Origin of the sequence: Streptomyces sp. 147326, from assembly GCF_045000215.1 — a bacterium.
In the GTDB taxonomy this organism is placed as follows: Bacteria; Actinomycetota; Actinomycetes; order Streptomycetales; family Streptomycetaceae; genus Streptomyces.
The window spans coordinates 8,740,242-8,762,353 of sequence record NZ_CP134201.1; the positions used below are offsets into that span (position 1 = coordinate 8,740,242).

Sequence of the window (22,112 nt, forward strand, 5' to 3'; positions counted from 1 at the left end):
AAGGCCATAGCCGTACTCGAAAAGAGAACGACAATGCCCGGACCTCGGCTTTCATTCGCGAAGGAATGTTTTGCCGACCGCTGTTGACATGCGGAGACGGCCCGCCGGTATCCTCTGAATCGCACGAACTAGGGGGACACGGCCGGAAGCCGACCGTTTCGGAGAGTGCATAGTGCTGATCAGACTCATAGGTCTTGTCACGATCGAGCCGGACGGAGCAGCGCCGCAACACCTGTCGAGCGCCCAGGCGCAGGTGGCCTTCGCCCGCCTGCTCCTCGAGCGGACCGGCGGTACCGACCGTGACCAACTGGCCGAGACCATATGGCCCGAAGGACTGCCCGACACCTGGGCCTCCGCGCTGCGCAGCCTCGTCAGCCGCGTCCGCACGTTCGTCACCACACCCCAGGACCAGCCGGGCGTGACCCCGCTGGTCGCCCAGGGCGGCCGGTACCTCCTGCGGCTGCCGCAGGACGCGGCCGTGGACGTGGAATGCGCGGAAACCGCCGTCACCGAGGCCGCCGAGGCGTACGCGGAGGGCGCCTACGCCGTGGCCCAGCAGCTCGCGGCCGGCGCCGTGTCGAACCTGCGCGGATCCTTCCTGCCCTCCCACGAGGGCGAATGGGTCAACGCCATGCGCGAACAGCTCGAAGAGCTGCGCCTGAAGGCGCTGGAGACCGCGAGCCTGTCCTCCTCCGCCCTGGGCGACGAGCACCACGCCCTGCGCTACGCGGAGGAGGCGGTGCGCCGGGCCCCCTTCAGGGAAAGCGCCTACCGCTGCCGCATGGCGGCCCACACCCGGGCCGGCAACCGGGCCGAGGCGTTACGCAGCTACCAGCAGCTGCGCGAGGTACTGGCGGAAGAGCTGGGGATCGATCCGGCGCCGGAGACCGAAGCGGCCTACCTGGAGCTGCTGCGCACACCGGAACCCCGCTCCTTCGCTCCGCGCTCCGCCGCCCGCCTGGACCCGCTGCTCATGGGGGTCTTCGAGATCGACCACCGCGCCTCCGCCCCCCGCCCGTGCTCCCTGGTCGACCACGGCTGCGTCACCCATCCCGTCACCCATCCCGTCACCCGTCCCGTCACCTCCTTCCCCGCCGCCTGACCCCGGACACGCCGCAGGCCGCCGCGCAGTGCGCGGCGGCCTGCGCCATGTCCGGCCCCGGCCGGCCCCGCCTCCCCACACCCCCGGCGCCCCGGTCCCGGCGGCCCGCCGGGCACGGCGAGCGGCCCCGGCCTCCCCTGGGGGTGGGAGGCCGGGGCCGGGGGAGGGGAAGGCCGGGGTCAGGTGATGGACACGCCGCTGTCGATGCTGATGACCTGGCCCGTCATGCAGTCCTGCTCGAGGAAGAGGCGGGCACTGCGGGCGACCTCCTCGACCGTGACGAACCGGGGGACGGGGGCCTTGCCCTCCATGCCCTCGATGACCCGGTCCGGGAGGGTGTTCGTCATACCCGTGATCATGAACCCGGGGGACAGCGCGTTCACCGTCACCCCGCGCCGGCCGCACTCGGACGCGAGCGTACGGGTGAAGCCGATCAGACCCGCCTTGGACGCCGAGTACGCCGTCTGGCCGGCCGTCGCGATGATGCCCGACGGGGACACGATGTTGATCACCCGGCCCCACCGCCGGCGCAGCATGTGCGGCACCGACACCCGGGCGGTGTGGAACGACCCGACCAGGTTGGTCTGGATGACCTGCGCCCAGTCCGCCGGGTTCTGCATCGCCATGAGGCTGTCCTTGCGGATCGCCCCGTTGTTGACGAGGACGTCCACCGGGCCGAGCTCGGCGGATATCCGCTCGTAAAGGGCCTGGGTGGCCTCCCACGAACCGACGTCCCCGGTGACCAGCACCGACGGGTTCACCAGCTTCTCCCGGACCGCCTCGGCCGCCTCACGGGCGCTGTTGTAGTGGACCGCGACCCGGCAGCCCAGCGCGTCGAGTTCGAGCGCCAGGGCCTGGCCGAGACCGCCCGAGGCGCCGGTCACCAGCGCGACCGGGGACTCGGGCCGCTCTCCCGCACCGTTCTTGCTCATGCCGCGACACCGCCCCACTCCATCAGGATCGAACCCCAGGTCATACCCGCTCCGAAACCGGCCAGCAGGACCTTGTCACCGGCCTTGATACGGCCCTCCTCCAGGGCCTCGGTCAGCGCGATCGGGATCGACGCCGAAGCCGTGTTGCCGTACTTCTGGAGGTTGGTGATCAGAGCCTCCTGGCGCAGACCGGTGTGCGACAGGATCGAGTTGATGATCCGGATGTTGGCCTGGTGCGGAACGACATGGTCCACATCGGCCGCGTCCACCTTGGCGCTCTCCAGCGTCTCGCGCACCGTACGCACGGTGTAGCGGACGGCGTTGAGGTAGATCTCGTTGCCGTTGATCTGCGCGTAGTGCAGGCCCGCGTCCAGCGTCTCCTGGGTGGTCGGCATCCGGCTGCCGCCGGCGAGGACCTTCAGCGAGCCGGTGCAGGCACCGTCGGCGCCCAGGTTCCACGCCTTGACCCGGTTCTCCGCGCCCGGCTGCAGGACGATGGCGCCCGCACCGTCACCGACGAGGATGGACAGGTCACGGTCGGCCGGGTTGGCCGTCAGGGTATGGGTGTCGGAGCCGATCAGCAGGATCGGCCGGGGATCGATGGCGATCAGCGCCATCGCGGACACCAGCCCGTAGACGAAGCCCGCGCACTCGGAGTTGACGTCGTGCGCGCTCCCCGAAATGCCCAGTTCGTGGTGGACGAACGCGGACGTCGCCGGGGACGGCTGCTCGGGCGTGGCGGTCGCGACGATGAGGTGGGCGATGTCGGCGCCGGTCAAAGAGGCCTTCTCCAGCGCACGCCGGCCGGCCTCGACGGCCAGGGAGGCGGTGGTCTGCCCCGGGTCGACCGCCCGCCGCTCGCGGATCCCGCAGCGGCTGACGACCCAGTGCTCGTCGACGCCGAAACGTGTCGCGAGTTCGGCGCTGGTGACGATGCGTTCGGGTACGGACATGCCCCACCCGGTGATGTCGAAGCCGGTCACGTCACCCCTCGCTACGCCTGAGCCGGGACGAGGTCGACGATCTTCGCGTAGACGTCACGCAGCGTGGTCGTGTCGTCGAGGTCCGCGAAGAGGGACTCGTCGGCCGGGATGTGCGGGTACTGGTTCTGGAATCCGTACAGCCACTCCATCAGGTCCAGCGAGTCGACGTCCGCGATGTGCTGGAGCGGGGCGTCGGGGCTGACCTCCGCGGCACCCGAGACGGCCTCGAGCTGGCTCGCCAGTTCTTCGATGGTGGGCAGCGACATGGGGTCGGTCCTCTCTCGGCAATGCAACTCGGCAGTGCGTGTCTGGTTTTCGAGAGTGATAAAAGCTCCGCCCCCGCAAGGAAGGCGCAACACCGCCCCGGATCCTCATTCCCGGCCTTCTTGCGCACGCCTTGCGGGGCATCGGGTTTTCTCGGTCGCGAATTCGGAAACACGGCCCGCCGGACACGCAGGAAAGAGGATCAGGATGACAACGGTCGCCCCCAAGTCGGTGGACCCCGAGGTCGATGCGATCAGGCACCACTACGAGGTCAGCAACGATTTCTACCGGCTCCTGCTGGGCCCCACGATGATGTACTCGGGCGGCTACTGGGAGGACGGCGAGGACCTGGTCGCCACCCTGGACGAGGCGCAGGAGCGCAAGCTCGACAAGTTCGCCGAGCTCGCGAACGTGGCGGCCGGCCGCGCCAAGCGCGTCCTGGACATCGGCTGCGGCTGGGGCACCATGCTCAACCGCCTCACCACCGTGCACGGCGCGGAGCAGGCCGTCGGCCTGACCCTGTCCCGCACCCAGGAGGCCTTCATCGACGGCCTCGGCAACCCGCGGATCACCACGCTCGTCCAGAGCTGGGCGGACTACAAGGTCGCGGACGACAGCGAGAAGTACGACGCCGCGTTCTGCATCAACGCCCTGGAGCACTTCGTCTCCTCCAACCTGCCGCCCAAGGAGCGCACCAAGCGCTACCGGTACTTCTTCCAGCAGGTCGCCAACGCCCTCAACCCGGGCGCCAAGTTCGTGCTGCACACCATGACCGCTGAGGCACTGCCGATGAACCGCGGCCTCCTCGACGACCTGAAGTTCCTCCAGCGCTCCGAGTTCGAGGGCTGCCACATCCCCCACCTGAGCGAGCTGTCCGCCGCCGCCGAGGGCCTCTTCGAGATCGACGAGATCGTCAACGAGCGCGAGTCCTTCGCGATGGCCTGCCGCGCCTGGCTGGTCCTGCTGGCCGAGCGCCGGGACGAGGCCGTGGCCCTGGAGGGCGAAGAGGTCGTCTCGCGCTTCGAGCGCTACCTCGACATCTTCGCGTACACGCTCGAGGACAAGTTCTTCAACAACTTCCGCGTCACCATCACGCGCCGCTGAGGAGGCCGACGTGACGAGCATTCTTGAGCCGGCCAAGGACGGCGGAGCACGCACGGGCACCGAGACGCATCCCGGTGGCGGCGGACCGACCCGGCACCTGCGGGTCGCGGTCATCGGCACCGGCTTCTCGGGCCTGGGCACCGCCATCCGACTGCTGCAGTCGGGCATCGACGACTTCCTGGTGTTCGAGCGGGCCGACGAGGTCGGCGGCACCTGGCGCGACAACAGCTATCCGGGTTGTGCGTGCGACGTCATGTCCCACCTCTACTCGTTCTCCTTCGCCCGCAACCCGAACTGGAAGTCGACGTTCGCCTCCCGCGACGAGCTGTACGCCTACCTGCGCGACACGGCCGACCGCTTCGGCGTACGCCCCCACATCCGGTTCGGGCACGAACTGGAAGCCGCCCGCTGGGACGAGGACGAGCGGCACTGGAAGATCGAAACCTCGCAAGGCCAGTACACCGCCCAGTTCCTGGTCACCGGCACCGGCTACCTCAGCGAGGCCGCCGTACCCGACATCAAGGGACTGACGGACTTCGAGGGCAAGATCTTCCACTCCTCGAACTGGGACCACGACCACGACCTGGCCGGCCGCCGCGTCGCCGTCATCGGCACCGGCGCCTCCGCCATCCAGTTCGTCCCCAAGATCCAGCCCGAGGTCGGCCGGCTGGACCTCTACCAGCGCACGCCCCCGTGGATCGGCCCCAAGCCCGACAAGGCCAACAGCGAGCTCCACACCAGGATGCTCCGCTCACTGCCCGGATACCAGCAGTTCCGGCGGGGCTTCAACATGTGGGGCCGGGAGATCCTGGCCTTCTTCTGGAAGCGCCCCAAGCTCGCCGAGAAGGTCCAGAAGATGGCGAGTGACCACCTCGAGAAGTCGGTCCCCGACCAGGCACTGCGCGCCAAGCTGACCCCCGACTACCTGGTGGCGTGCAAGCGCCTGCTGTTCTCCAACACCTGGTACCCGGCGATCCAGCAGCCCAACGTGGAGATCGTCACCGACGGCATCGCCGAGGTCCGCCCCAAGTCGATCGTCGCCGCCGACGGCGTGGAGCGCGAGGTCGACACCATCATCCTGGGCACCGGCTTCCAGGCCACCGACCGCCCGGTCGCCCGCCGGATCTGGGGCAGGGACGGCGTCCAGCTGCGCGAGGCCTGGAAGGACGGCATGGCCGCCCACCGGGGCACCACCATCGCCGGCTTCCCCAACCTCTTCATGCTCCTGGGCCCGAACACCGCCCTGGGCCACTCCTCGCAGACCGTGATGATCGAGGCGCAGGTCCAGTACGTCGTCGACTCCCTCAAGCAGGCGCAAAAGCGCGGCCTGGCCAGCATCGAGGTCCGCCAGGAGGCGCAGGACGCCTACAACCGGAAACTCGACCAGCACCTCGAGGGCACCGTCTGGATGTCGGGCGGCTGCAAGAGCTGGTACCTCGACGCGAACGGCCGCAACACGACGGTCTTCCCCACCTACACCTGGCGCTTCCGTCGCGGGACCAAGCGCCTCGACCTGAGCGAGTACCAGCTCGCTTCCCGGGTGCGCAGCACCAAGCCGGTATCTCACCAGTAGGAGACGCACGAAGATGAGCAGCACCCACAGAACTGCCGCGGGCACCGCCGCCGAGCCCTCCCGCCGCCGGGTCCTGGGCGGGATCGCGACCACGGCCGTCGCGGTCGTCGGCTGGAACGCCGTGTCCCAGACCTGGGCGACGGCCGCCGAGGCCGCCGGCAACTCCGACGTCGTCCCCGTGCCGGGACTGGCCGGCACCCTGGAGACGACCCCCGGCGTCGTCGACGCCTTCGCCAACGACTTCGGGCACCTCTTCGACGGCGCCCCGAGCAAGCCGTGGGCAGTCCTGCGCCCCGGCGGCATCAACGACATCGTCAAGATCGTCGACTACGCCCGCACCAACAACATCAAGGTCGCCGTCAACGGCCAGGGCGGCACCGGCAACGACATCGAGTCCCACTCGGTCTACGGCCAGGCCCGCGTCCCCGGCGGCATCTCCATCGACGCCAAGGGCATGTCGAAGATCATCTCGATCGGCGGCGACACCGCGGTCGTCGAGGCCGGGGTGACCTGGGGCCAGCTGACCGACGCCGCCCTCAAGGTGGGCAAGACCCCGCCGGCCCTGCCCGACTACCTCTACATCTCCGTCGGCGGCACCATCAGCATCGGCGGCATCGGCGGCACCGTGCAGAAGTACGGCCTGCTGTGCGACACCGTCCAGTCGATCGACATCGTCACCGGCGACGGCAAACTCGTCACCGCCAGCGCCTCCCAGCGCCCGGAGCTGTTCAACGCGGCACTCTCGGGCGGCGGCCAGGTCGGCATCATCGTCCGGGCCACCGTCAAGCTGATCCCCGCGCCCAAGCGGGCCGTCATCTTCAGCCTCTTCTACAACACGGTCGAGCAGTACCTCGCCGACTCCGAGAAGGTCCTGGCCGACGGCCGGTTCCAGGTCCACGCCGGCGAGATGCTGCGCACCCCGGACAACTCCGGCTGGCGGTACAAGCTGGAGGTCGGCGCCACCTACAACACGACGCCGCCCAACCGCACCAGGCTGCTGTGCGACCTCAAGGACGTCCGCGCGGACGCGGTCATCGAGGACGTGTCCTTCCGGGACTACATGTTCCGCCTCGACGCCTACGAGGCGTACCTGAAGGAGGGCGGCCACTGGTACACGCCCAAGCCGTGGCTGAGCATGTTCCTGCCCGCCTCGAAGACCAAGGCGTTCATGAAGCGCGTCGAGCAGGAGCTGGACGCGAACTCCCTCGGCGGCGGATTCCTGCTCTTCTACCCGTTCTACACCTCGAAGATCAAGCGGCCGCTGGCGATGATGCCCAACGAGTCCGTGGTCTACCTCTTCGACCTGCTGCGCTTCCCCAACCCGGGTGAGCCCAACATCCAGGGCATGATCGACCAGAACCGCCGCCTGTACGACATCGCGGTGGCCAGCGGCGCCAAGCGCTACCTGGTGGGCTCGATCCCGATGACGGGCGCCGACTGGCAGAAGCACTTCGGCAACCGCTGGAGCGGCTTCGTCAACGCCAAGCGCAAGTTCGACCCCAACAACATCTTCACGCCCGGCCAGGGCTTCTTCGCCTGACGGCAGGCCGGCCGGCTGTGGAGTCCCGGCGGTGGGGGCGGGGGAGAGCAACAGCCCCGCCCCCACCGCCTTTTCCCGTATCGAGTGGAGGCCCCAGAGATGAGCACGTACGACCTGATCGACGAGGCGGTGATCGACGCCCCGGCGGATGCCGTCTGGGACGCGCTCGTCACCGAATTCCGCGGCGCGAAGAAGTGGTGGGTCCCGCACAACACGTTCACCGCCCTGGCCGGCGCCCCCGACGAGGTCGGCGGCACCGTCGGCGTGGTCGTGCACACCAAAGGCGTCGACAAGGGCGGACTGAAGCTGCGCTTCACCTCCCGCACGGTGGCCGTGGAGCCCGGCCGCCGGCTCGACATCGAGTACGTCGACGGCGTCTTCCGCGGCCCGAGCACCTTCCTGCTCCAACCGCTGCCCGGCGGCCGCACCCGCGTCTCGATGCACTTCACCGGCAGCCCGCACGGCTGGCTCAAGGCCCTGGCCAAGGTCGCCGACCTGGGCGCCGAACACTCCAAGGCCACCCTCGCCGCATTCGAGTCACTGGCCCGGCAGCTGTCGGCGGTACCCCGGTGACCGCCGTCCCGGAGAACACCAGCGAACTGACGGTCCGCACCGACGACGGCGCGGAACTCGCGGTGACCGTCCTGGCCCCCCTCAACGGGGCACCGCCCGCCGCCGACGTGGTCCTGCTGCACGGCTGGGCGCACACCCGCCGCGCCTGGGGCACCGTCGCCGACCGGCTGATCCGCGCCGGACACCGGGTCGTGCTGTACGACCAGCGCGGCCACGGCGCCTCCACCCTCGGCCGTACCCCCGTCTCGGTGGAGCGCCTCAGCGCGGACCTGGCGGCGGTCCTGGGCGAGACCGACGCCCGCGAGGCGGTGCTCGTCGGCCACTCCGGCGGCGGGTTCACCGCCCTCTCCTACGCCGCCACCTCCCCCTCGGCCGGCCGGCTGCGCGGCCTGGTCCTGCTGGGCACGGCGGCGCACGGCCAGGACACCCCGGACAGCGAGGTGAAGATGATGGGCAGCCAGATCTTCTCCCGGGCCCTGCGCCGGCCCTGGCTGGGCGGCAGACTGCTCGGCTCCACCATGGGCAAGGACGTGGATCCCGCCGTACGCGACGTGAACCGGCAGATGTTCGCCGCCACCACACCGCGCGTGCGGGCGGACTTCTTCCGCTGCACCCGCGGCTGGGACGTCCGCGAGGCACTGAAGGCCGTCGCCACCCCCGCCGTGGTCCTGCACGGCGACAGCGACAAGGTCATCGACATCGCGCTGGCCGAAACCCTCGCCCAGGTCCTGCCCGGCGCCCGCTTCGAACCGGTCCCCGGCGCCGGCCACATGCTCGCGCTGGAGCGTCCGCTCCTCGCGGTCGCGGCCGTCACCGAGCTCGCCTCACGATGATCGAGGAACTCCTTCCCCCGGGCGTCACGTCATCGGAAGCCTTCGACGACGCGGCGCCCGCTCCTCTCTTCCCGGCCGAGGCCCACCTGATGCAGGGCCGGCGGGCCCACCGCCGCCGTCAGTTCGCCACGGCCCGGGCCTGCGCCCGCCGCTGCCTGTCCGACCTCGGCCGCCCCGCCGCCGCCCTGCTCCCGGGACCGGGCGGCGCCCCCCAGTGGCCGGCCGGAGTGGTCGGCAGCATCACCCACTGCGAGGGCTACCGCGCCGCGGTGGCCGCCCCCGCCTCCGTGATCGCCGCCCTCGGCATCGACGCGGAACCGGCGGGCCCGCTGCCCCGGGGCGTCCTCGCCCTGATCGCGTCCGAGACGGAACGCGCCCACCTGGCCGGCCTCGCCTCCGCCGACCCCCGCATCCCCTGGGACCGCGTCTTCTTCTCCGCCAAGGAGGCGGCCTACAAGGCCTGGTACCCGGCCACCGGCATCTGGCTCGGCTTCCGCGACGCCACCCTCACCCTCTTCCCCGACGGCGGCTTCACGGCGACCCTGCACCCGCCGCTGCCCCCACCGGTGGACCCCGTCTACCAGGGCCGCTGGCTGGCCGGAGCGGACCTGGTCCTGACCGCGGTGGCGCGCGAAGACCGGCCGCCGCCCCCCAACGCCACGGCAGCCGGCCTGATCACCTCGGCGCCGCCCCCGTAGGACACGGGCCCGCGCACCCCCCGGCACCCGGGCCCGGGACACCGCCGGCCGTCAGGGCCGGGGCAGCACCACCGTGCGCGCCTGCCGCGGAGCCTGCGGCGCGGCGACCGGATGGGCACCCGTACGGAACTCCTGGGGACTCATGCCCCGCACGCGCTTGAAGGCCGTCGACAGGGCGAACGCCGAGCTGTAGCCCACACGCCGGGCCACCGTCGCGATGGTGGCGTCCGGCTCCCGCAGCAGATCCGCGGCCAGCGCGAGCCGCCACCCGGTCAGATAGGCCACCGGCGGCTCACCCACGACGTCGGTGAACCGGCGCGCCATCGAAGCCCGCGACACCCCCACCTTCAGGGCGAGTTCCTCGACGGTCCACCCGTGCGCGGGATTCTCGTGGAGCAGCCGCAAAGCCGGGCCGACCACCGGATCGCTCTGCGCCCGGTACCAGGAGGGCGCGCCGCTGCCCGGAGCCGCCAGCCACGTCCGCAGCACCCCGATCAGCAGCAGGTCCAGGAGACGGTCCAGCACGATCTCCTGGCCCGGCTCGTCCTTGGAGATCTCCGAGGCGAGCAGCGCGACCAGCGTGGTGTCGGCGGCCTCGGCCGGGCGCACCAGGATCGTCGGCAGCGCGCTCAGCAGCCGCCGGCCGATCTCGCTCGGCGCCTGATAGGTGCCGCTCAGCATCACGGCCGAACCCGCGTCCTGGAAATCGTCGCCCCAGGTCCGCACGCCGAGCGCCATCGTCTCGGTGACGTCCTCGCCCTCCTCGGTGCTGCACCGCTGCTCCGGGCCGACGGTGATCTGCACCGGCGTGTCCTGGCAGTCCGCGACCGTGTACGGCTCGGGGCCCCGCACCACCGCCACGTCACCGGGCCGGATCATGACCGGACTGCCGAGGGCGGGAACCAGCCATGCCTCGCCGTGCACCATCGTGACCACCGACAGCGGCGCCCGGTCCTCCACACGCAGCGACCAGGGCGGGTTGAAGACGGACTTGAGGAGGAAGGCCCCCCGGGCCTTGGGGCCTTCCAGCAGTCCGGTCAGCGTGTCCATGCGTACATCCTCTCGCGTCGTGCGTCCGCGCCGAAGCCCCCACCCCCGCGCCCCCGCCTCCCCACCCCCGCGCCGGCGTCCGCACGCGGCGAAGCGCCCGCTCTCCCGCGGGGGACGGAAAGAGAGCGGGCGCCGATCGCGGGGGTCCTACGCCACCGACGCGCGGCCGTGCAGCGTCAGCGCACGCCCCAGCGCCGCCAGCGCCGCCGTACAGGCCACCGTGCGCACGACGTTGCCGGATGCCCAGCGGCCCCCGAAGCGGGAGCGGGCCGCCGCCGCGTCGGCGCCGGCCCGGGCCAGCTGGTTGTTGAGGGGAATGTTCACGATCGCGGTGACGGCCAGCGACAGCCCGTACAGCGCGAAGGCCACCCAGCCCCAGCGCGCCGCGTCCAGGCGGCCGCCGCGCTGCTGCTGCGCGGCCGCCACCCCGGTCGCCAGGAACGCGCCCAGGAAGAGCAGGCCGAACAGGCCGTTGTCGATCGCCTCGTTGATGTTCCGCATCGCGGTCACATACGTCTGGTCGTCGCCCCGGCCCAGGCCCGGCATCACCGAGATGTCGAACGCGAAGTACAGGCCGGCCATCAGCCCGGTCCCCACCGTCGCCGCCACCAGCGTCACCGATTGCGTGGTCGTGCTGCTCACTTCAGAATTCCCTTCAACGTGCGCTCGTAGCGCCGGTTCAGCAGCGTGGCGCCGATCAGCCGGACGGGCGGCGGGATGGTGGCGCAGACGTGCGCGACCGACTGCCGCGACGCGCCGTCGAACATCCACGGCTGCAGATACGTCATCACGCGCATCGGGGCACTGGAGACGACCTTGCGCTCCTCGGCCAGATAGGCCCGCTCGCCGAGCCGGTCGAAGACCGGGAAGACGATCCGCTCCTCATCACGCAGGTGGTCGCGCAGCACGCCCTCGAAGGTCTGCGCCGCCCTCACCAGACCGTCGCCGCGGCGGGCGATGGCCGTCGAGACGGCCGCCATCGCCGCGTCCAGCTCCTCGTGATCCTCGTGCAGTTCACGCGCCTGCGCCTCGAAGTCGGCGTCCCGGCGGCGCAGTCCGGGCCACAGGACGTCGTCCTCGCTGGTGTGGTGCCACTCGATGACCTCGCGCAGCCGCTGCCACCACGCGGTGCCCGCGCCGTTCCACGCGGGGGCCGCCGCGCGCAGCCGGGCCGCGTCGCGCCGCATCGCGACGTGCATCAGGGCGAAGCCGTGGAAGTGCGGGGGAAGGTGTTCCAGCCCGTGTTCGCTGGAATACGACGGGGGAGCCGGCACGGGAGCCTCCTGCCTGTCTGTCGTGCGTGGTGGTACCGGTGCGCAGTAATGCCGGTGTGCGGTGTCCGTCCCCGGACACCCCGAGCACCGGGCGGCGGCCGTACCAGAGTCGCCGCCCGGTCAAGGAGCGAAAAGGGAGGGAGCAGGTGGTGAAGGGGTCTCGTACCGTCAGACGTTCCAGACCCCGGACGCCGCCGCGTCGCGCGCGAACTCGGAGAAGTCCTTGGGCTTGCGGCCCAGGGCCTCCTCGACACCGTGCACCAGGTGCGCGTTGCGCCCGTCGAGGATCATCGTGAACAGGTCCGCGAACTCCTCCGGGAGGCCGTTCTCGCGCAGCACGGCGCGGTACTCCTCGTTGGTGACCGAGATGTACTTGATCTCCCGGCCGGTGGCCTTGGTCAGTTCGGCGGCCACATCGCTGTAGCTGAGCAGGCGCGGGCCCGACAGCTCGTAGGTCTTGCCGATGTGCTTGTCATCGGTCAGCGCCGCCACCACGACATCGGCGATGTCATCGGCGTCGACGAAGGCCTCCACGGCGTCACCGGTCGGCAGGGCGATCTCGCCGGCCAGTACGGGCTCCAGGAAGAAGCTCTCGTTGAAGTTCTGGTTGAACCAGCTCGAGCGGACGATGGTCCAGTCGGCGCCGGAGGCCTTCAGGTTCTCCTCCGACACCTCCGCGGCCTCCTCACCGCGCCCGGACAGCAGCACCAGACGGCGCGCACCGCCGGCGACGGCCACCTTGGAGAACGCGCCGACCTGTTCGGCGGCGCCCGGGAAGGCGAGGTCGGGGTAGTAGGTCACGTACACCCGGTCGACGCCCTCCAGCGCCGGTCCCCAGGTGGCGGGCTCGTGCCAGTCGAAGGCGGGCCGGCCGCTGCGCGAACCGATGCGGACCTCGCGGCCCTGGGCGGAAAGCTTCTCGGCGACGCGCCGGCCGGTCTTGCCGTGACCGCCGATGACGAGGGTGATCTGCGTGTTCTGAGTCATGAGTACAGTCAAGTCCAGTCTCGCGAGACGGGCCATAGCCACAAAGCTCAGTTCCATATGCCTGCGTCTACGAGAGGTCACCTCGCAGCGCGACGGAGAGAGGGTGGCTTCGGCGTGAGCTCCAGAATCGTAGGCATGCCCCCAGCGGGCGGGCCAGGCCTTTCCAGCGGCCCTCGACCACCCATAGACAGACCGTCGAGCAGACGTCCAGCCGCTCCTGACCAGCCGTCAAGCCGCCTTGTGCGGCGGGACTTGAGCCGTTCTCCGGTCCGCTGCGACACCATCGGCCCAGCAACGACCCGCCCGCTGGGAGGCCGCATGAACGCCACTCCGGATCATCCGGAGCTCGACCAGTTGTCCGCCGACCTGGCCGGTCTGCTCGCACGGATCGGGCTCGACCCGGCCGCCGAGCCGTCCGCCCGCCGGGACCGCATCGACATCCGTTTCGCGGCCGCGGCCGCCCGCCACCCGGCCCGGGTCTGCGCCCGGGACGGCGAGCGGCAGACGACCTACCTCGAAGCGGACTGGCTGGCCGACGACATCGCCGGACGCCTGTCGGGCCGCGCGGGACCCGGATCGGTGGTCGCCGTACGCGCACGGCGCACCTGCGGGGCCCCCGCCGCCGTGGTGGGCGCGCTGCGCACCGGGGCGGCGGTCCTGCCGCTGGAGCCCGGGCACAACGCGGGCCTGCAGGAGTTCCTGATGCGCGACGCCGGCGCCGAGATGGTCGTCTCGGACGGCGGACTGCTGCGCGACGAGATCCCGCTGGCCAAGGCGGGCAGGTTCGTCATCGCGGCGCGGCCCGAGGCGGCGATGCGCCGCGAAATCCCGCATGCCACCGCCTTCCTGGCCCTCCCCACCGGCGGCGACCCGGGCCGGGCACTGGCCGTGCGGCCCGTCAGCCACATGGACGTGCTGTCGTGGGTGGACGCCCTGGTCCCGGTGCTGGAGTCGGGACCGGACGAGGTGTGGACGTACTTCCACTCCCTCAGCCTGGACCTGGGCATGCGCGAGCTCTGGGGACCCCTGCTGTCCGGCGCACGCGCCGTCGTCGTGGACCGCGACACCGCCTGCGACGCCCGCGCCTTCGCCCGCCTGCTGGCCGAGCAGGAGGTGACGGTGGTGACGCAACTGCCGTCCGCCTTCGCACGGCTGGCCGTGGCGGCGCGCGGCAGCAGGAGCAGCCTGCCGGCGCTGCGCCACGTACTGCTCTCGGACGAGCAGGTGGACGCACCCGCCCTGGCCGACTGGCGCGACGCACGCATCGCCCCGCAGGCCGTCCTCTGGGACGTTTCGGGGCCGCCGACCGTCCTGTGAGGAACGGGGGCGGGGGACAGGCAGCGGGGGAGGGCCGCGGACGACCGACCGTCCGCGGCCCTCCCCCCACGTGCGCCCCCCCGGCGGCGGCCCGCGTCAGAAGTTCCCCAGCCCTCCGCACACGTTGAGGGCCTGGGCCGTGATGGAGGCGGCCAGATCGGTGGTCAGGTAGCCGACCAGAGCGGCCACCTCCTCGGGGGTGGAGTAGCGGCCGAGCGGGATCTTGGATTCGAGCTGCTCCTGGACGTACTCCTCGGTGGTGTCCCACGCCTGCGCGTACCCGCTGCGCACGCGCGCCGCCATGGGCGTCTCCACATATCCGGGGCAGACCGCGTTGACGGTGGTACCGGTCGGTGCGAGCTCCTTGCCGAGCGCCTTGGTGAAGCCGACCACGGCGTGCTTGGAGGCGGTGTAGGGGGCGCCGAGCAGGACTCCCTGCTTGCCCGCGGTGGAGGCGATGTTGACGATGCGGCCCCAGGGCTGCGCCCCGAGGCCGCCGCCGTTGAGGACCTCGCGCGTCAGCAGGAACACGCTGTTGAGGTTGGTGTCGATGACGTCGTGCCACAGCTCGTCGGTGATGTCCGCGGTGGCGCCGCCGCCGCTGCGGCCGGCGTTGTTGACCAGGATGCTGACCGGCGCCCCGTACACCGCCACCGCCGAGGCGACCACCGCCTTCACGGCCGAGCGGTCGCGTACGTCGGCGGCCGCGCCCTCCACGCTCATCCCCTCGCACTGCAGGTCCGCGACGGTCTGCTTGACCGCGGCCTCGGTACGCGCGCACACGAACACCCGGTGGCCGCGCGCTCCCAGGTCCCGGGCGACGGCCAGCCCGATGCCGCTGGTCGCCCCGGTGACCAGCGCCACGGGCCGTTCGGGGGCCTGCGCTCTCGCCTTGACCGTCATTCTTGTTCCCTCCGTCGCTCACCAGGACGTCCAGAGCGTGCCGCAGAGCACTCGGGGCACGACGGATCAGCGCTCGCGCCAGGTCCCCGCGCGCCGGAACCCGCCGGTGCGGTCCCAGCCGGCCGCCGGGGTGCGCGCGGGCTCCGGCGGCTCGCCCGGCCCTCTGGCCAGCAGGGCCGTCAGGACCGCCAGCACGGCGGCCGTCTCCGCCGCGTCGGGGTGCCCGCGCGTGATCCTCCACGACTGCGCCCCCGCCCCCGCTCCGGACCCGGCGGCGGCCGCCTCCCCGGCCGTCATACCGGCGGGTTGCCGTGCTTGCGCGACGGCAGATCGGCGTACTTGGGACGGAGCATGGCCAGGGCCGAGGTGAGCACCGAGCGGGTTTCGGCCGGGTCGACGACGTCGTCGACCAGGCCGCGTTCGGCGGCGTAGTAGGGGTGCATGAGCTCGGCCGTGTACTCCTTGATCTTCTGTGCGCGCGTCGCGTCGGGGTCGGCGGCGGCGGCGATCTCCCGGCGGAAGATCACGTTCGCCGCGCCCTCGGCGCCCATGACGGCGATCTCGTTGGTGGGCCAGGCCAGGGCGAGGTCCGCGCCGATGGAACGGGAGTCCATCACGATGTAGGCGCCGCCGTACGCCTTGCGCAGGACCAGGGAGATCCGCGGGACGGTGGCGTTGCAGTACGCGTACAGCAGCTTGGCGCCGTGCCGGATGATGCCGCCGTGCTCCTGGCCGACACCGGGCAGGAAACCGGGAACGTCGACCAGGGTGACCAACGGGATGTTGAAGGCGTCGCAGAACTGCACGAAGCGGGCCGCCTTCTCGCTCGCGTGGATGTCGAGCACCCCGGCGAGGTGGGCGGGCTGGTTGGCGACGAAGGCGGTCACGTGTCCGTCCATCCGGGCGAGCGTGCACACCACGTTGGCCGCCCAGCCGGGCTGGACCTCGAAGTGGTCTCCGTCGTCGACGACCTCCTCGATGACCCGGCGGATGTCGTACGCCTGCTGCGGATTGGCGGGCACGATCGAGGCGAGCGCCCCGGTACGCCGGTCCGCGGGGTCGTCGCCCACCTCGCGCGGCGGTGTCTCGCGGTTGTTGGCGGGCAGCAGCGACAGCAGGTGCCGTACGTCCTCCAGGCAGCTCTCCTCGTCGTCGTAGGCGAAGGCGGCCACCCCGGAGACCGAGGCGTGCACGTCGGCGCCACCGAGACCGTTCTGCGTGATCTCCTCACCGGTGACGGCGCGGACCACGTCGGGGCCGGTGATGAACATCTGCGAGGTGCCGCGGACCATGAAGACGAAATCGGTGAGCGCGGGGGAGTACGCCGCCCCGCCCGCGCACGGGCCCATCATCACGCTGATCTGCGGGATGACACCGGAAGAGCGGGTGTTGCGCCGGAAGATGCCGCCGTAGCCGGCCAGGGCGGACACGCCCTCCTGGATACGGGCACCGGCCCCGTCGTTGAGCGAGACCAGCGGGGCGCCGGCCGCCTCGGCCAGGTCCATCACCTTGTGGATCTTCTCCGCGTGGGCCTCGCCGAGCGCCCCGCCGAAGATGCGGAAGTCGTGCGCGTACACGAAGACGGTGCGGCTGCCCACCGTGCCCCAGCCGGTGACCACGCCGTCGGTGTAGGGCCGTTTCTGCTCCAGCCCGAAACCGCTCGCGCGGTGCCGGCGCAGAGCCTCGATCTCGTGGAACGAGCCCTCGTCCAGCAGCAGTCCGATGCGCTCGCGGGCGGTGAGCTTGCCCTTGGCGTGCTGCTGTTCGGTGGCCCGTTCGCCGGGACCGGCAAGGGCCCGGGCCTTGATGCCGGCCAGTTCCGCGGCACGGTCGGCACCCGGCGGGGTGGACACGTCGATGATGGTCATGGGGATCCTCCAGATCTGAAGACCGGATTGCGGCCACCGTGGCGCGCGCGGCTCAAGACGCCGTGGAAGTCCACTCGAACCCCGTACGAGACGCGGTCCTGGCGCCGCTGCGGCGTGCGGGCCCGGCGGCCTGACGGTGGGGGGCGGGGTTCAGGTCGTCCGGTGCAGGGTGAGGTGGCCGCGGCGGACCGGCTTCCCCCGCTGCGGCGACGGCCCGCCGAAGCCGTCCCCGCCGCCCGCGGCCGCGGCCAACACCGCACCCGGGGCCGCGGCCGCGGTGCCGGCGTGCTCCCGCACCTCCCGCTCCTCCCGCAGGACGTCCCGCAGGGCCCGCTCGAAGCGGTCGATGTCCTGTGCGCTGTTGTCGCGGTGGACGGATGCCCGCACCGCGGTGGCGCCGTCCCGCGCGGCCGGGTGGAGCGGGTTCTCCTGCGCGACGGTCTTCCACAGGACGACCCCGCGCCGGGCCATACCGCGGCGGATGAGCGCGGCCGGCACCTCGCCGTGACGGAAGGCCAGCATCCCGGCCTGCTCCCGGCCCGGCGCGAGCAGTTCGACCCCGGGGGTGCGTTCGACGGCGGCGCGCAGCCGGGGCAGCAGGTCCTCGTACGGGAGGCGTACGGCGGCGGCGTGGTGGGCGAGGGCGGCGTTCAGCGCGGCGACGGCGGCCGGGACGGGCGCCGGCGGGCGGCCGCTCCACACCCCGGGCGCGGCGTAGGCGAAGCCCACGGCCTCCGGGCCGCGCAGGAACCGCCAGCCGTCCGCCGTGACCAGGTGCGCGCCGATGCGCGCGGCGACGACGGGGAGCTGGCCGACGGAGTGGGAGGCGTCGACGGCGTACCGGGCCCGGTGGGGGGACAGGAGCCGGCCCACCTGCTCGACGGGACTGACGGTTCCGCAGGCCGAGGAGACGTGGACCACCGAGACGAGGGCGACGTCCTCGTCGATGCGGGCCCGCATCCAGTCCAGGTCGAGGTCCCCGTCCGCCCGCAGCGGGACGACCTCCAGCCGGCAACGGGTGCGGTCGCGCAGGGCGCAGAGGGTGCTCAGGCGGGCCACGCCCTCGTACGGGGTGGTCCAGATCCGGTCGCCGGGACCGAGCTCCGCGGCACGGACGAACGCGTCGAAGGCCTCGGCCGCGCCGGTGGCCAGGACCGTGTCGCCGGCCGGGACGCCCAGCAGGGCGCCGAGGCGTTCGTGCACCTCGGTGTGCAGGACGGCGCCGAGGTGCTCCGCCAGCGCGCGGCTGCCGAAGCGGTCGTCGCGGGCCGTGCAGGCGGCGAGCACGGCCCGCACGCCGTCCGGCATCCGGCCCGTGCCCGCCGTGTTCAGGTGGGCCGTTCGTTCCGTGTCGTACGTCGGCGCATTCATTCAGGGGCCTCCCCCCGCTGTCGGGGCCGCGGCACGTCCACGACCCTGTGTTCCACGCATTGCCAAAACGTCTGGCAATACATTGCCTACCGCTTGACGGTTTTGGCAATGCCCGCTCCGGCGGCGCTCAAGTTCCGGCCCCCTGGCAACTCTTGGCAAGATTCCCCGCCGCCCCCGTCCTCTTGATTTCCGCGCAGGTCACAGCGATTCACAGAGGCGGACAGGTCGCGCGGGAGGCGGTCGGCGCCCTTCCCTCCAGTCCTTCTCGAGCGATTGACGAGCAAATCCCGAGCAGACGTTGCCAGTCTTCTTGGCAGAGGACTTGCCAAGAAGATTCGAAACGTTGCCACGGAGGAGTCACCATGAAGAACATCGCCCGCATCGTCGCCACCGCCGCCCTCGCCACTGCCGCCGTCCTCACCGCGGGCGCGGCCGCCCACGCCGACGGCGGCGACATCGACTGGCCCGTCGCCCCGGCCTCCGCCGGCGGCGCCCCGGCCGCCCCCGGCACCGGCCCCGCCACCACCCTTATCGACTGGCCGTAACCGCCCGGCGGGAATCCGCCCGGGAGTTCCCGTGCCGTAAATAGGGATCGGAATCCTTTCCCGCATTCCCGGCACCCGTGCGAAAAGGGGGCACTCTGCCACGGCGCCGCAGGTGGAAGGCGGCTCGAAACCTGCTACAGGAAAGAGATGGAACACATCCACCCCGGCTAGCGTGCCTCGAACGGGGGGCAGCTCCTTGGCCACCGGAGGAAAAGAGCCAAGGAAGTACGGAGGAGACCGTGAGAATTCAGGTTCTGGGTCCGCTGAGCGCCGAGGTCAACGGCGGATCCATTGTTCCGACCGCGGGAAAACCAAGACAGCTCCTGTCGCTCCTCGCGCTCTATCCGGGGCGCGTCATGCCGGTTCCCACCCTCATGGAGGAGATCTGGGGAACCGCGCCGCCACAGAGCGCGCTGACCACCCTGCAGACGTACATCCTGCAGCTGCGCAGGCGGCTGGGCACCGCGATGGGGCCCGACGCCCCCGGCGGGGCCAAGGAGGTGCTGGTCACCCGGCACGGCGGCTACCTCCTGCAGATACCCGAGGACGGCGTCGACGTGCACGCCTACGAACGCCTCGTCCGCGAGGGCCAGTCCGCCTTCGAGTCCGGCGACAGCCAGGTCTGCGCCGCCCGCTTCCGGGCCGCCCTGGACCTGTGGCGGGGCCCGGCACTGGTCGACGTACGGGTCGGACCGATCCTCGACATCGAGGTCATGCGCCTCGAGGAGAGCCGCCTGGTCACCGTGGAACGGCGGATCGACGCCGACCTGAGACTGGGCCGGCACGGCGAACTGATCGCCGAACTGACCGAGCTGACCGCACGCCACCCCCAGCACGAGGGACTCCACTCGCAGGTCATGGTGGCGCTGTACCGCTCGGGCCGGCAGGCGACCGCCCTGGACGTCTACCGCCGGCTGCGCGGCCGGCTGATCGAGGACCTCGGAGTGGAGCCGTCACCGCAACTCCAGCGCCTGCACCAGGCCATGCTGGCCGTCGACCCGCAGCTCGACGTGCTCGCCGGACCGCGCTGCACCTCCACCTTCGACCTCTTCGCCGCGTAACGCCCGGTTCCGTTCAGCGCCCCTCAGCCGTCCGGCCGCTCAGCCGCGCCGCACCGCCACCCCCGCGAGCCCCCGGGCGAGCGCGTCCGCGCTGCCCCGGGGACCGCCCAGGCCCGTCATGACCACGCTCACCGGCGACCCCGTCCCCTCCGCGAGAACCCGCGCGAGCTCGTACGCCGCCCCCGCGCCGGGCCCGCACCCGCACAGCACCAGCCGCCCGCCGGACGCCGGCAGACCGGCCAGGGCGGTCACGGCGGCGGGCACCACCGGGCCGGGCGGACCGCTCAGGTCCAGCGCCACGATGGTCTGCGGGCCCCGGTGCTCGCGCGTGAACAGCTCGTAGCAGCCGCCCACCACCCCCGGCACCACCAGCAGACAGATCACGTCCGCCGAAGACGCCCCGCTGCGCAGCGTGCTGACGGTGGCGCGCCGCGCCACGGGCGGCCGGCCGGCCATGGCGGGGACCTCGTCGTCCGCCAGCAGGTCCAGCACCTGGCCGACGGTGGGATCCGGGTCCGCCAGATCGGTCAGGGCCCGCAGCAGGCCGACGCACTGGCCCAAAACGGCGGCGGCGTCCGCGTCCGCCAGTCTCGCCCGGTCGTAGACGGCGTCGAGCACCAGCGCGCCGCCGCTCTCGTGCCGGGCGACGACCGTGACGGGCACCCCGGTTGCGGCGCCGACGGTCCGCGGCGCATCCACACCGATGCCCTGCGCCGCCAGTTCACGGCCCACGTCGGCCCCCGGTCCGGCCGGGCCGTCGAAGACGATGACGGTGTCGGTGAGCCGCTCGCCCGGCCCCCGGCCGCTCCACTCGCCGATGCGGTCGGCCGACACCCACGGGTAGGCGGCCATGTCCAGCCGGGCGTCGTGCACCTGCCGCAACAGGCCGGTCAGCGGGGCCGCCGGATCCACCCGCACCGTCATCGGCAGCGGACTGCCGAGCAGCCCGGGGATACCGGCCGCCCCGGGCAGCGCGATGTCGCCGCCGCGGAGCCGGACCCCGAAACTCACCGGCAGGGGGCCCTCGGCCGCGGCCGCCCGGTACAGCAGCAGCGCCCACACCATGTGCAGGGCGCTGCTCTCGCCGGCACCCCGGGCCGCGGCCCACGAGCGCAGCCTCGGACCGTACGGTTCACCCAGCCGCCGGCGCAGGTGCCCGTCCCCGCTCTGGCGGGTGTCCGCGCCGGGCCGCCCCGGCGCGGTCGCGGCGCCGCGCGGGGGCGCCGCACGCGTCCACAGCTCCCGGGCACCCTCGGCGCTCTGCCGGGCCAGCCAGCGCGCGTGGTCCCACAGATCGGGGCGGCGCTCACCCCCGGGCAGGACGCCTGCGGCCAGGTAGGCGCGGTAGAACGCGCGCAGCAGGAGATGGACGCCGCGCTCGTCGAGCAGGGCGCGGTGGCACGTCAGCAGCACCCGGGTGGGCGCCCCCGCATCCCCCTCCAGCAGGGTCAGGCGCAGCAGCGGCGGGCGGTTGAGGGCGAACCCCCGCGCCCGGTCCGCGTCCAGGAGTTCCTGCCAGGTGATCTCGGCGCGAGTGCGGTGGACGACCTCGACCTCGGCGCACGGATGCAGCAGGAGCCGTGGCACGGCCGTCCAGTCGAAGGCGGCCCGAAGCACCGACTCCCGCCCGCAGACGGACTGCCAGGCCGCGTCGAAGCGGGCCCGGTCGAGCGGGCCCGCCCAGTTCCAGTGGATCTGCTCCACGTGCCGGTCCGGTCCCCCGGGACGGGTGACGGCCTCCACGAGCAGTTCACGCCGGTACCCGTCCAGGGCCAGGGGTTCGCCACCCGGGCAGGGGCCCAGCAGGTCGGCCAGCAGCTCGGCGCTCAGCGGCGCGGGGCCGACCACGGCGGCGTCCGGGAGGAGGCGCAGGGTGTGCCGGCCCGGACCGTGACCCTCCAGAGTGACCCGGAAGCGGCGGTGGCGCTCGGCGATGCGGGCGGCGAACACCTCGGCGTCCGCGTCGTGGCGCAGCCCGCGCACGCCCAGGACGAGCGTGGAGCCGGGCGCACCGCGGCCCGCCTCGTGCACCACCGCGAGGACCGGCCCCGGGCCGTCCGCGGCGTCACGGCGGCTCACCGGCCGGCCCGCACGCAGCCGGCCCGCACCCGGCCCGGCCGCACACCGTCGGGCC

Annotated in this window: 22 protein-coding genes; 10 read left to right on the forward strand and 12 right to left on the reverse strand. The window is 72.2% G+C overall.

Annotated features, from left to right (window positions below; genetic code table 11):
* Positions 1-172: 172 nt before the first annotated feature.
* Entirely contained in the window at positions 173-1,102 is a 930-nt protein-coding gene (locus RIU97_RS40620) for a BTAD domain-containing putative transcriptional regulator (protein ID WP_404962523.1), read from the forward strand.
* A gap of 179 nt (positions 1,103-1,281) precedes the next feature.
* Here the strand turns inward: RIU97_RS40620 and RIU97_RS40625 are convergent, their stop codons facing one another.
* From RIU97_RS40625 to RIU97_RS40635, 3 genes are read right to left on the reverse strand one after another with little or no spacing between them, the layout of a single operon-like run.
* Positions 1,282-2,034, reverse strand: coding sequence for an SDR family NAD(P)-dependent oxidoreductase (locus RIU97_RS40625; RefSeq protein ID WP_404962524.1), 753 nt, complete (start codon positions 2,032-2,034; stop codon positions 1,282-1,284).
* Entirely contained in the window at positions 2,031-3,017 is a 987-nt protein-coding gene (locus RIU97_RS40630) for a 3-oxoacyl-ACP synthase III family protein (protein WP_404962525.1), read from the reverse strand. Before RIU97_RS40630 ends, RIU97_RS40625 begins: the two co-directional genes overlap by 4 nt.
* A gap of 11 nt (positions 3,018-3,028) precedes the next feature.
* A complete protein-coding gene (locus RIU97_RS40635; RefSeq protein ID WP_030390264.1) occupies positions 3,029-3,283 on the reverse strand; it encodes a hypothetical protein in 255 nt (84 codons plus the stop codon).
* A 205-nt stretch (positions 3,284-3,488) separates the two neighbouring features.
* On the opposite strand from RIU97_RS40635, the gene RIU97_RS40640 reads away from it, so the two are divergent.
* The 6 genes from RIU97_RS40640 (at position 3,489) to RIU97_RS40665 (ending at position 9,602) form a co-directional block, all read left to right on the forward strand.
* Positions 3,489-4,385, forward strand: coding sequence for a class I SAM-dependent methyltransferase (locus RIU97_RS40640; RefSeq protein WP_404962526.1), 897 nt, complete (start codon positions 3,489-3,491; stop codon positions 4,383-4,385).
* 10 nt (positions 4,386-4,395) lie between these two features.
* Positions 4,396-5,958, forward strand: a complete 1,563-nt coding sequence (locus tag RIU97_RS40645) for a flavin-containing monooxygenase (RefSeq protein WP_404962527.1) — start codon at positions 4,396-4,398, stop codon at positions 5,956-5,958.
* 13 nt (positions 5,959-5,971) lie between these two features.
* Entirely contained in the window at positions 5,972-7,498 is a 1,527-nt protein-coding gene (locus tag RIU97_RS40650) for an FAD-binding protein (RefSeq protein WP_404962528.1), read from the forward strand.
* A gap of 99 nt (positions 7,499-7,597) precedes the next feature.
* Positions 7,598-8,071 (forward strand): SRPBCC family protein, encoded by a 474-nt coding sequence (locus RIU97_RS40655; RefSeq protein WP_404962529.1) that lies wholly within the window; start codon positions 7,598-7,600, stop codon positions 8,069-8,071.
* The gene (locus tag RIU97_RS40660; RefSeq protein ID WP_404962530.1) at positions 8,068-8,904 is read left to right on the forward strand and encodes an alpha/beta fold hydrolase; all 837 of its coding nucleotides are present in this window, start codon (positions 8,068-8,070) and stop codon (positions 8,902-8,904) included. Before RIU97_RS40655 ends, RIU97_RS40660 begins: the two co-directional genes overlap by 4 nt.
* The gene (locus RIU97_RS40665; RefSeq protein WP_404962531.1) at positions 8,901-9,602 is read left to right on the forward strand and encodes a 4'-phosphopantetheinyl transferase; all 702 of its coding nucleotides are present in this window, start codon (positions 8,901-8,903) and stop codon (positions 9,600-9,602) included. Before RIU97_RS40660 ends, RIU97_RS40665 begins: the two co-directional genes overlap by 4 nt.
* Before the next feature lie 51 nt (positions 9,603-9,653).
* On the opposite strand, the gene RIU97_RS40670 is transcribed toward RIU97_RS40665, so the two are convergent.
* The 4 genes from RIU97_RS40670 to RIU97_RS40685 all read right to left on the reverse strand — a co-directional run bounded on the left by RIU97_RS40670 (position 9,654) and on the right by RIU97_RS40685 (position 12,913).
* On the reverse strand, positions 9,654-10,652 hold the full coding sequence (locus RIU97_RS40670; protein ID WP_404962532.1) for an AraC family transcriptional regulator: 999 nt from the start codon (positions 10,650-10,652) through the stop codon (positions 9,654-9,656).
* Between the two features lie 147 nt (positions 10,653-10,799).
* Positions 10,800-11,294, reverse strand: a complete 495-nt coding sequence (locus RIU97_RS40675; protein ID WP_404962533.1) for a DUF1772 domain-containing protein — start codon at positions 11,292-11,294, stop codon at positions 10,800-10,802.
* Positions 11,291-11,926 carry a hemerythrin domain-containing protein gene (locus tag RIU97_RS40680; protein ID WP_404962534.1) on the reverse strand — a complete coding sequence of 212 codons (636 nt, stop codon included), beginning with the start codon at positions 11,924-11,926 and terminating at the stop codon, positions 11,291-11,293. Before RIU97_RS40680 ends, RIU97_RS40675 begins: the two co-directional genes overlap by 4 nt.
* A gap of 168 nt (positions 11,927-12,094) precedes the next feature.
* Entirely contained in the window at positions 12,095-12,913 is an 819-nt protein-coding gene (locus RIU97_RS40685) for an NAD(P)H-binding protein (protein ID WP_404962535.1), read from the reverse strand.
* 318 nt (positions 12,914-13,231) lie between these two features.
* On the opposite strand from RIU97_RS40685, the gene RIU97_RS40690 reads away from it, so the two are divergent.
* Positions 13,232-14,230 carry an AMP-binding protein gene (locus RIU97_RS40690; protein WP_404962536.1) on the forward strand — a complete coding sequence of 333 codons (999 nt, stop codon included), beginning with the start codon at positions 13,232-13,234 and terminating at the stop codon, positions 14,228-14,230.
* A gap of 96 nt (positions 14,231-14,326) precedes the next feature.
* On the opposite strand, the gene RIU97_RS40695 is transcribed toward RIU97_RS40690, so the two are convergent.
* The 4 genes from RIU97_RS40695 to RIU97_RS40710 form a co-directional block, all read right to left on the reverse strand.
* On the reverse strand, positions 14,327-15,133 hold the full coding sequence (locus RIU97_RS40695; RefSeq protein ID WP_404962537.1) for an SDR family NAD(P)-dependent oxidoreductase: 807 nt from the start codon (positions 15,131-15,133) through the stop codon (positions 14,327-14,329).
* Positions 15,134-15,199: 66 nt separating this feature from the next.
* Positions 15,200-15,430, reverse strand: coding sequence for an acyl-CoA carboxylase subunit epsilon (locus tag RIU97_RS40700; RefSeq protein ID WP_404962538.1), 231 nt, complete (start codon positions 15,428-15,430; stop codon positions 15,200-15,202).
* Entirely contained in the window at positions 15,427-17,001 is a 1,575-nt protein-coding gene (locus tag RIU97_RS40705; protein ID WP_404962539.1) for an acyl-CoA carboxylase subunit beta, read from the reverse strand. The genes RIU97_RS40700 and RIU97_RS40705 overlap by 4 nt, the downstream gene beginning before the upstream one ends.
* A gap of 150 nt (positions 17,002-17,151) precedes the next feature.
* Entirely contained in the window at positions 17,152-18,372 is a 1,221-nt protein-coding gene (locus RIU97_RS40710; RefSeq protein WP_404962540.1) for an aminotransferase class V-fold PLP-dependent enzyme, read from the reverse strand.
* Between the two features lie 362 nt (positions 18,373-18,734).
* On the opposite strand from RIU97_RS40710, the gene RIU97_RS40715 reads away from it, so the two are divergent.
* A complete protein-coding gene (locus RIU97_RS40715; RefSeq protein WP_404962541.1) occupies positions 18,735-18,917 on the forward strand; it encodes a hypothetical protein in 183 nt (60 codons plus the stop codon).
* A 239-nt stretch (positions 18,918-19,156) separates the two neighbouring features.
* Positions 19,157-19,978 carry a BTAD domain-containing putative transcriptional regulator gene (locus RIU97_RS40720; protein WP_404962542.1) on the forward strand — a complete coding sequence of 274 codons (822 nt, stop codon included), beginning with the start codon at positions 19,157-19,159 and terminating at the stop codon, positions 19,976-19,978.
* 39 nt (positions 19,979-20,017) lie between these two features.
* Here the strand turns inward: RIU97_RS40720 and RIU97_RS40725 are convergent, their stop codons facing one another.
* Positions 20,018-22,057, reverse strand: coding sequence for a condensation domain-containing protein (locus RIU97_RS40725; protein WP_404962543.1), 2,040 nt, complete (start codon positions 22,055-22,057; stop codon positions 20,018-20,020).
* Positions 22,058-22,112: the final 55 nt, after the last annotated feature.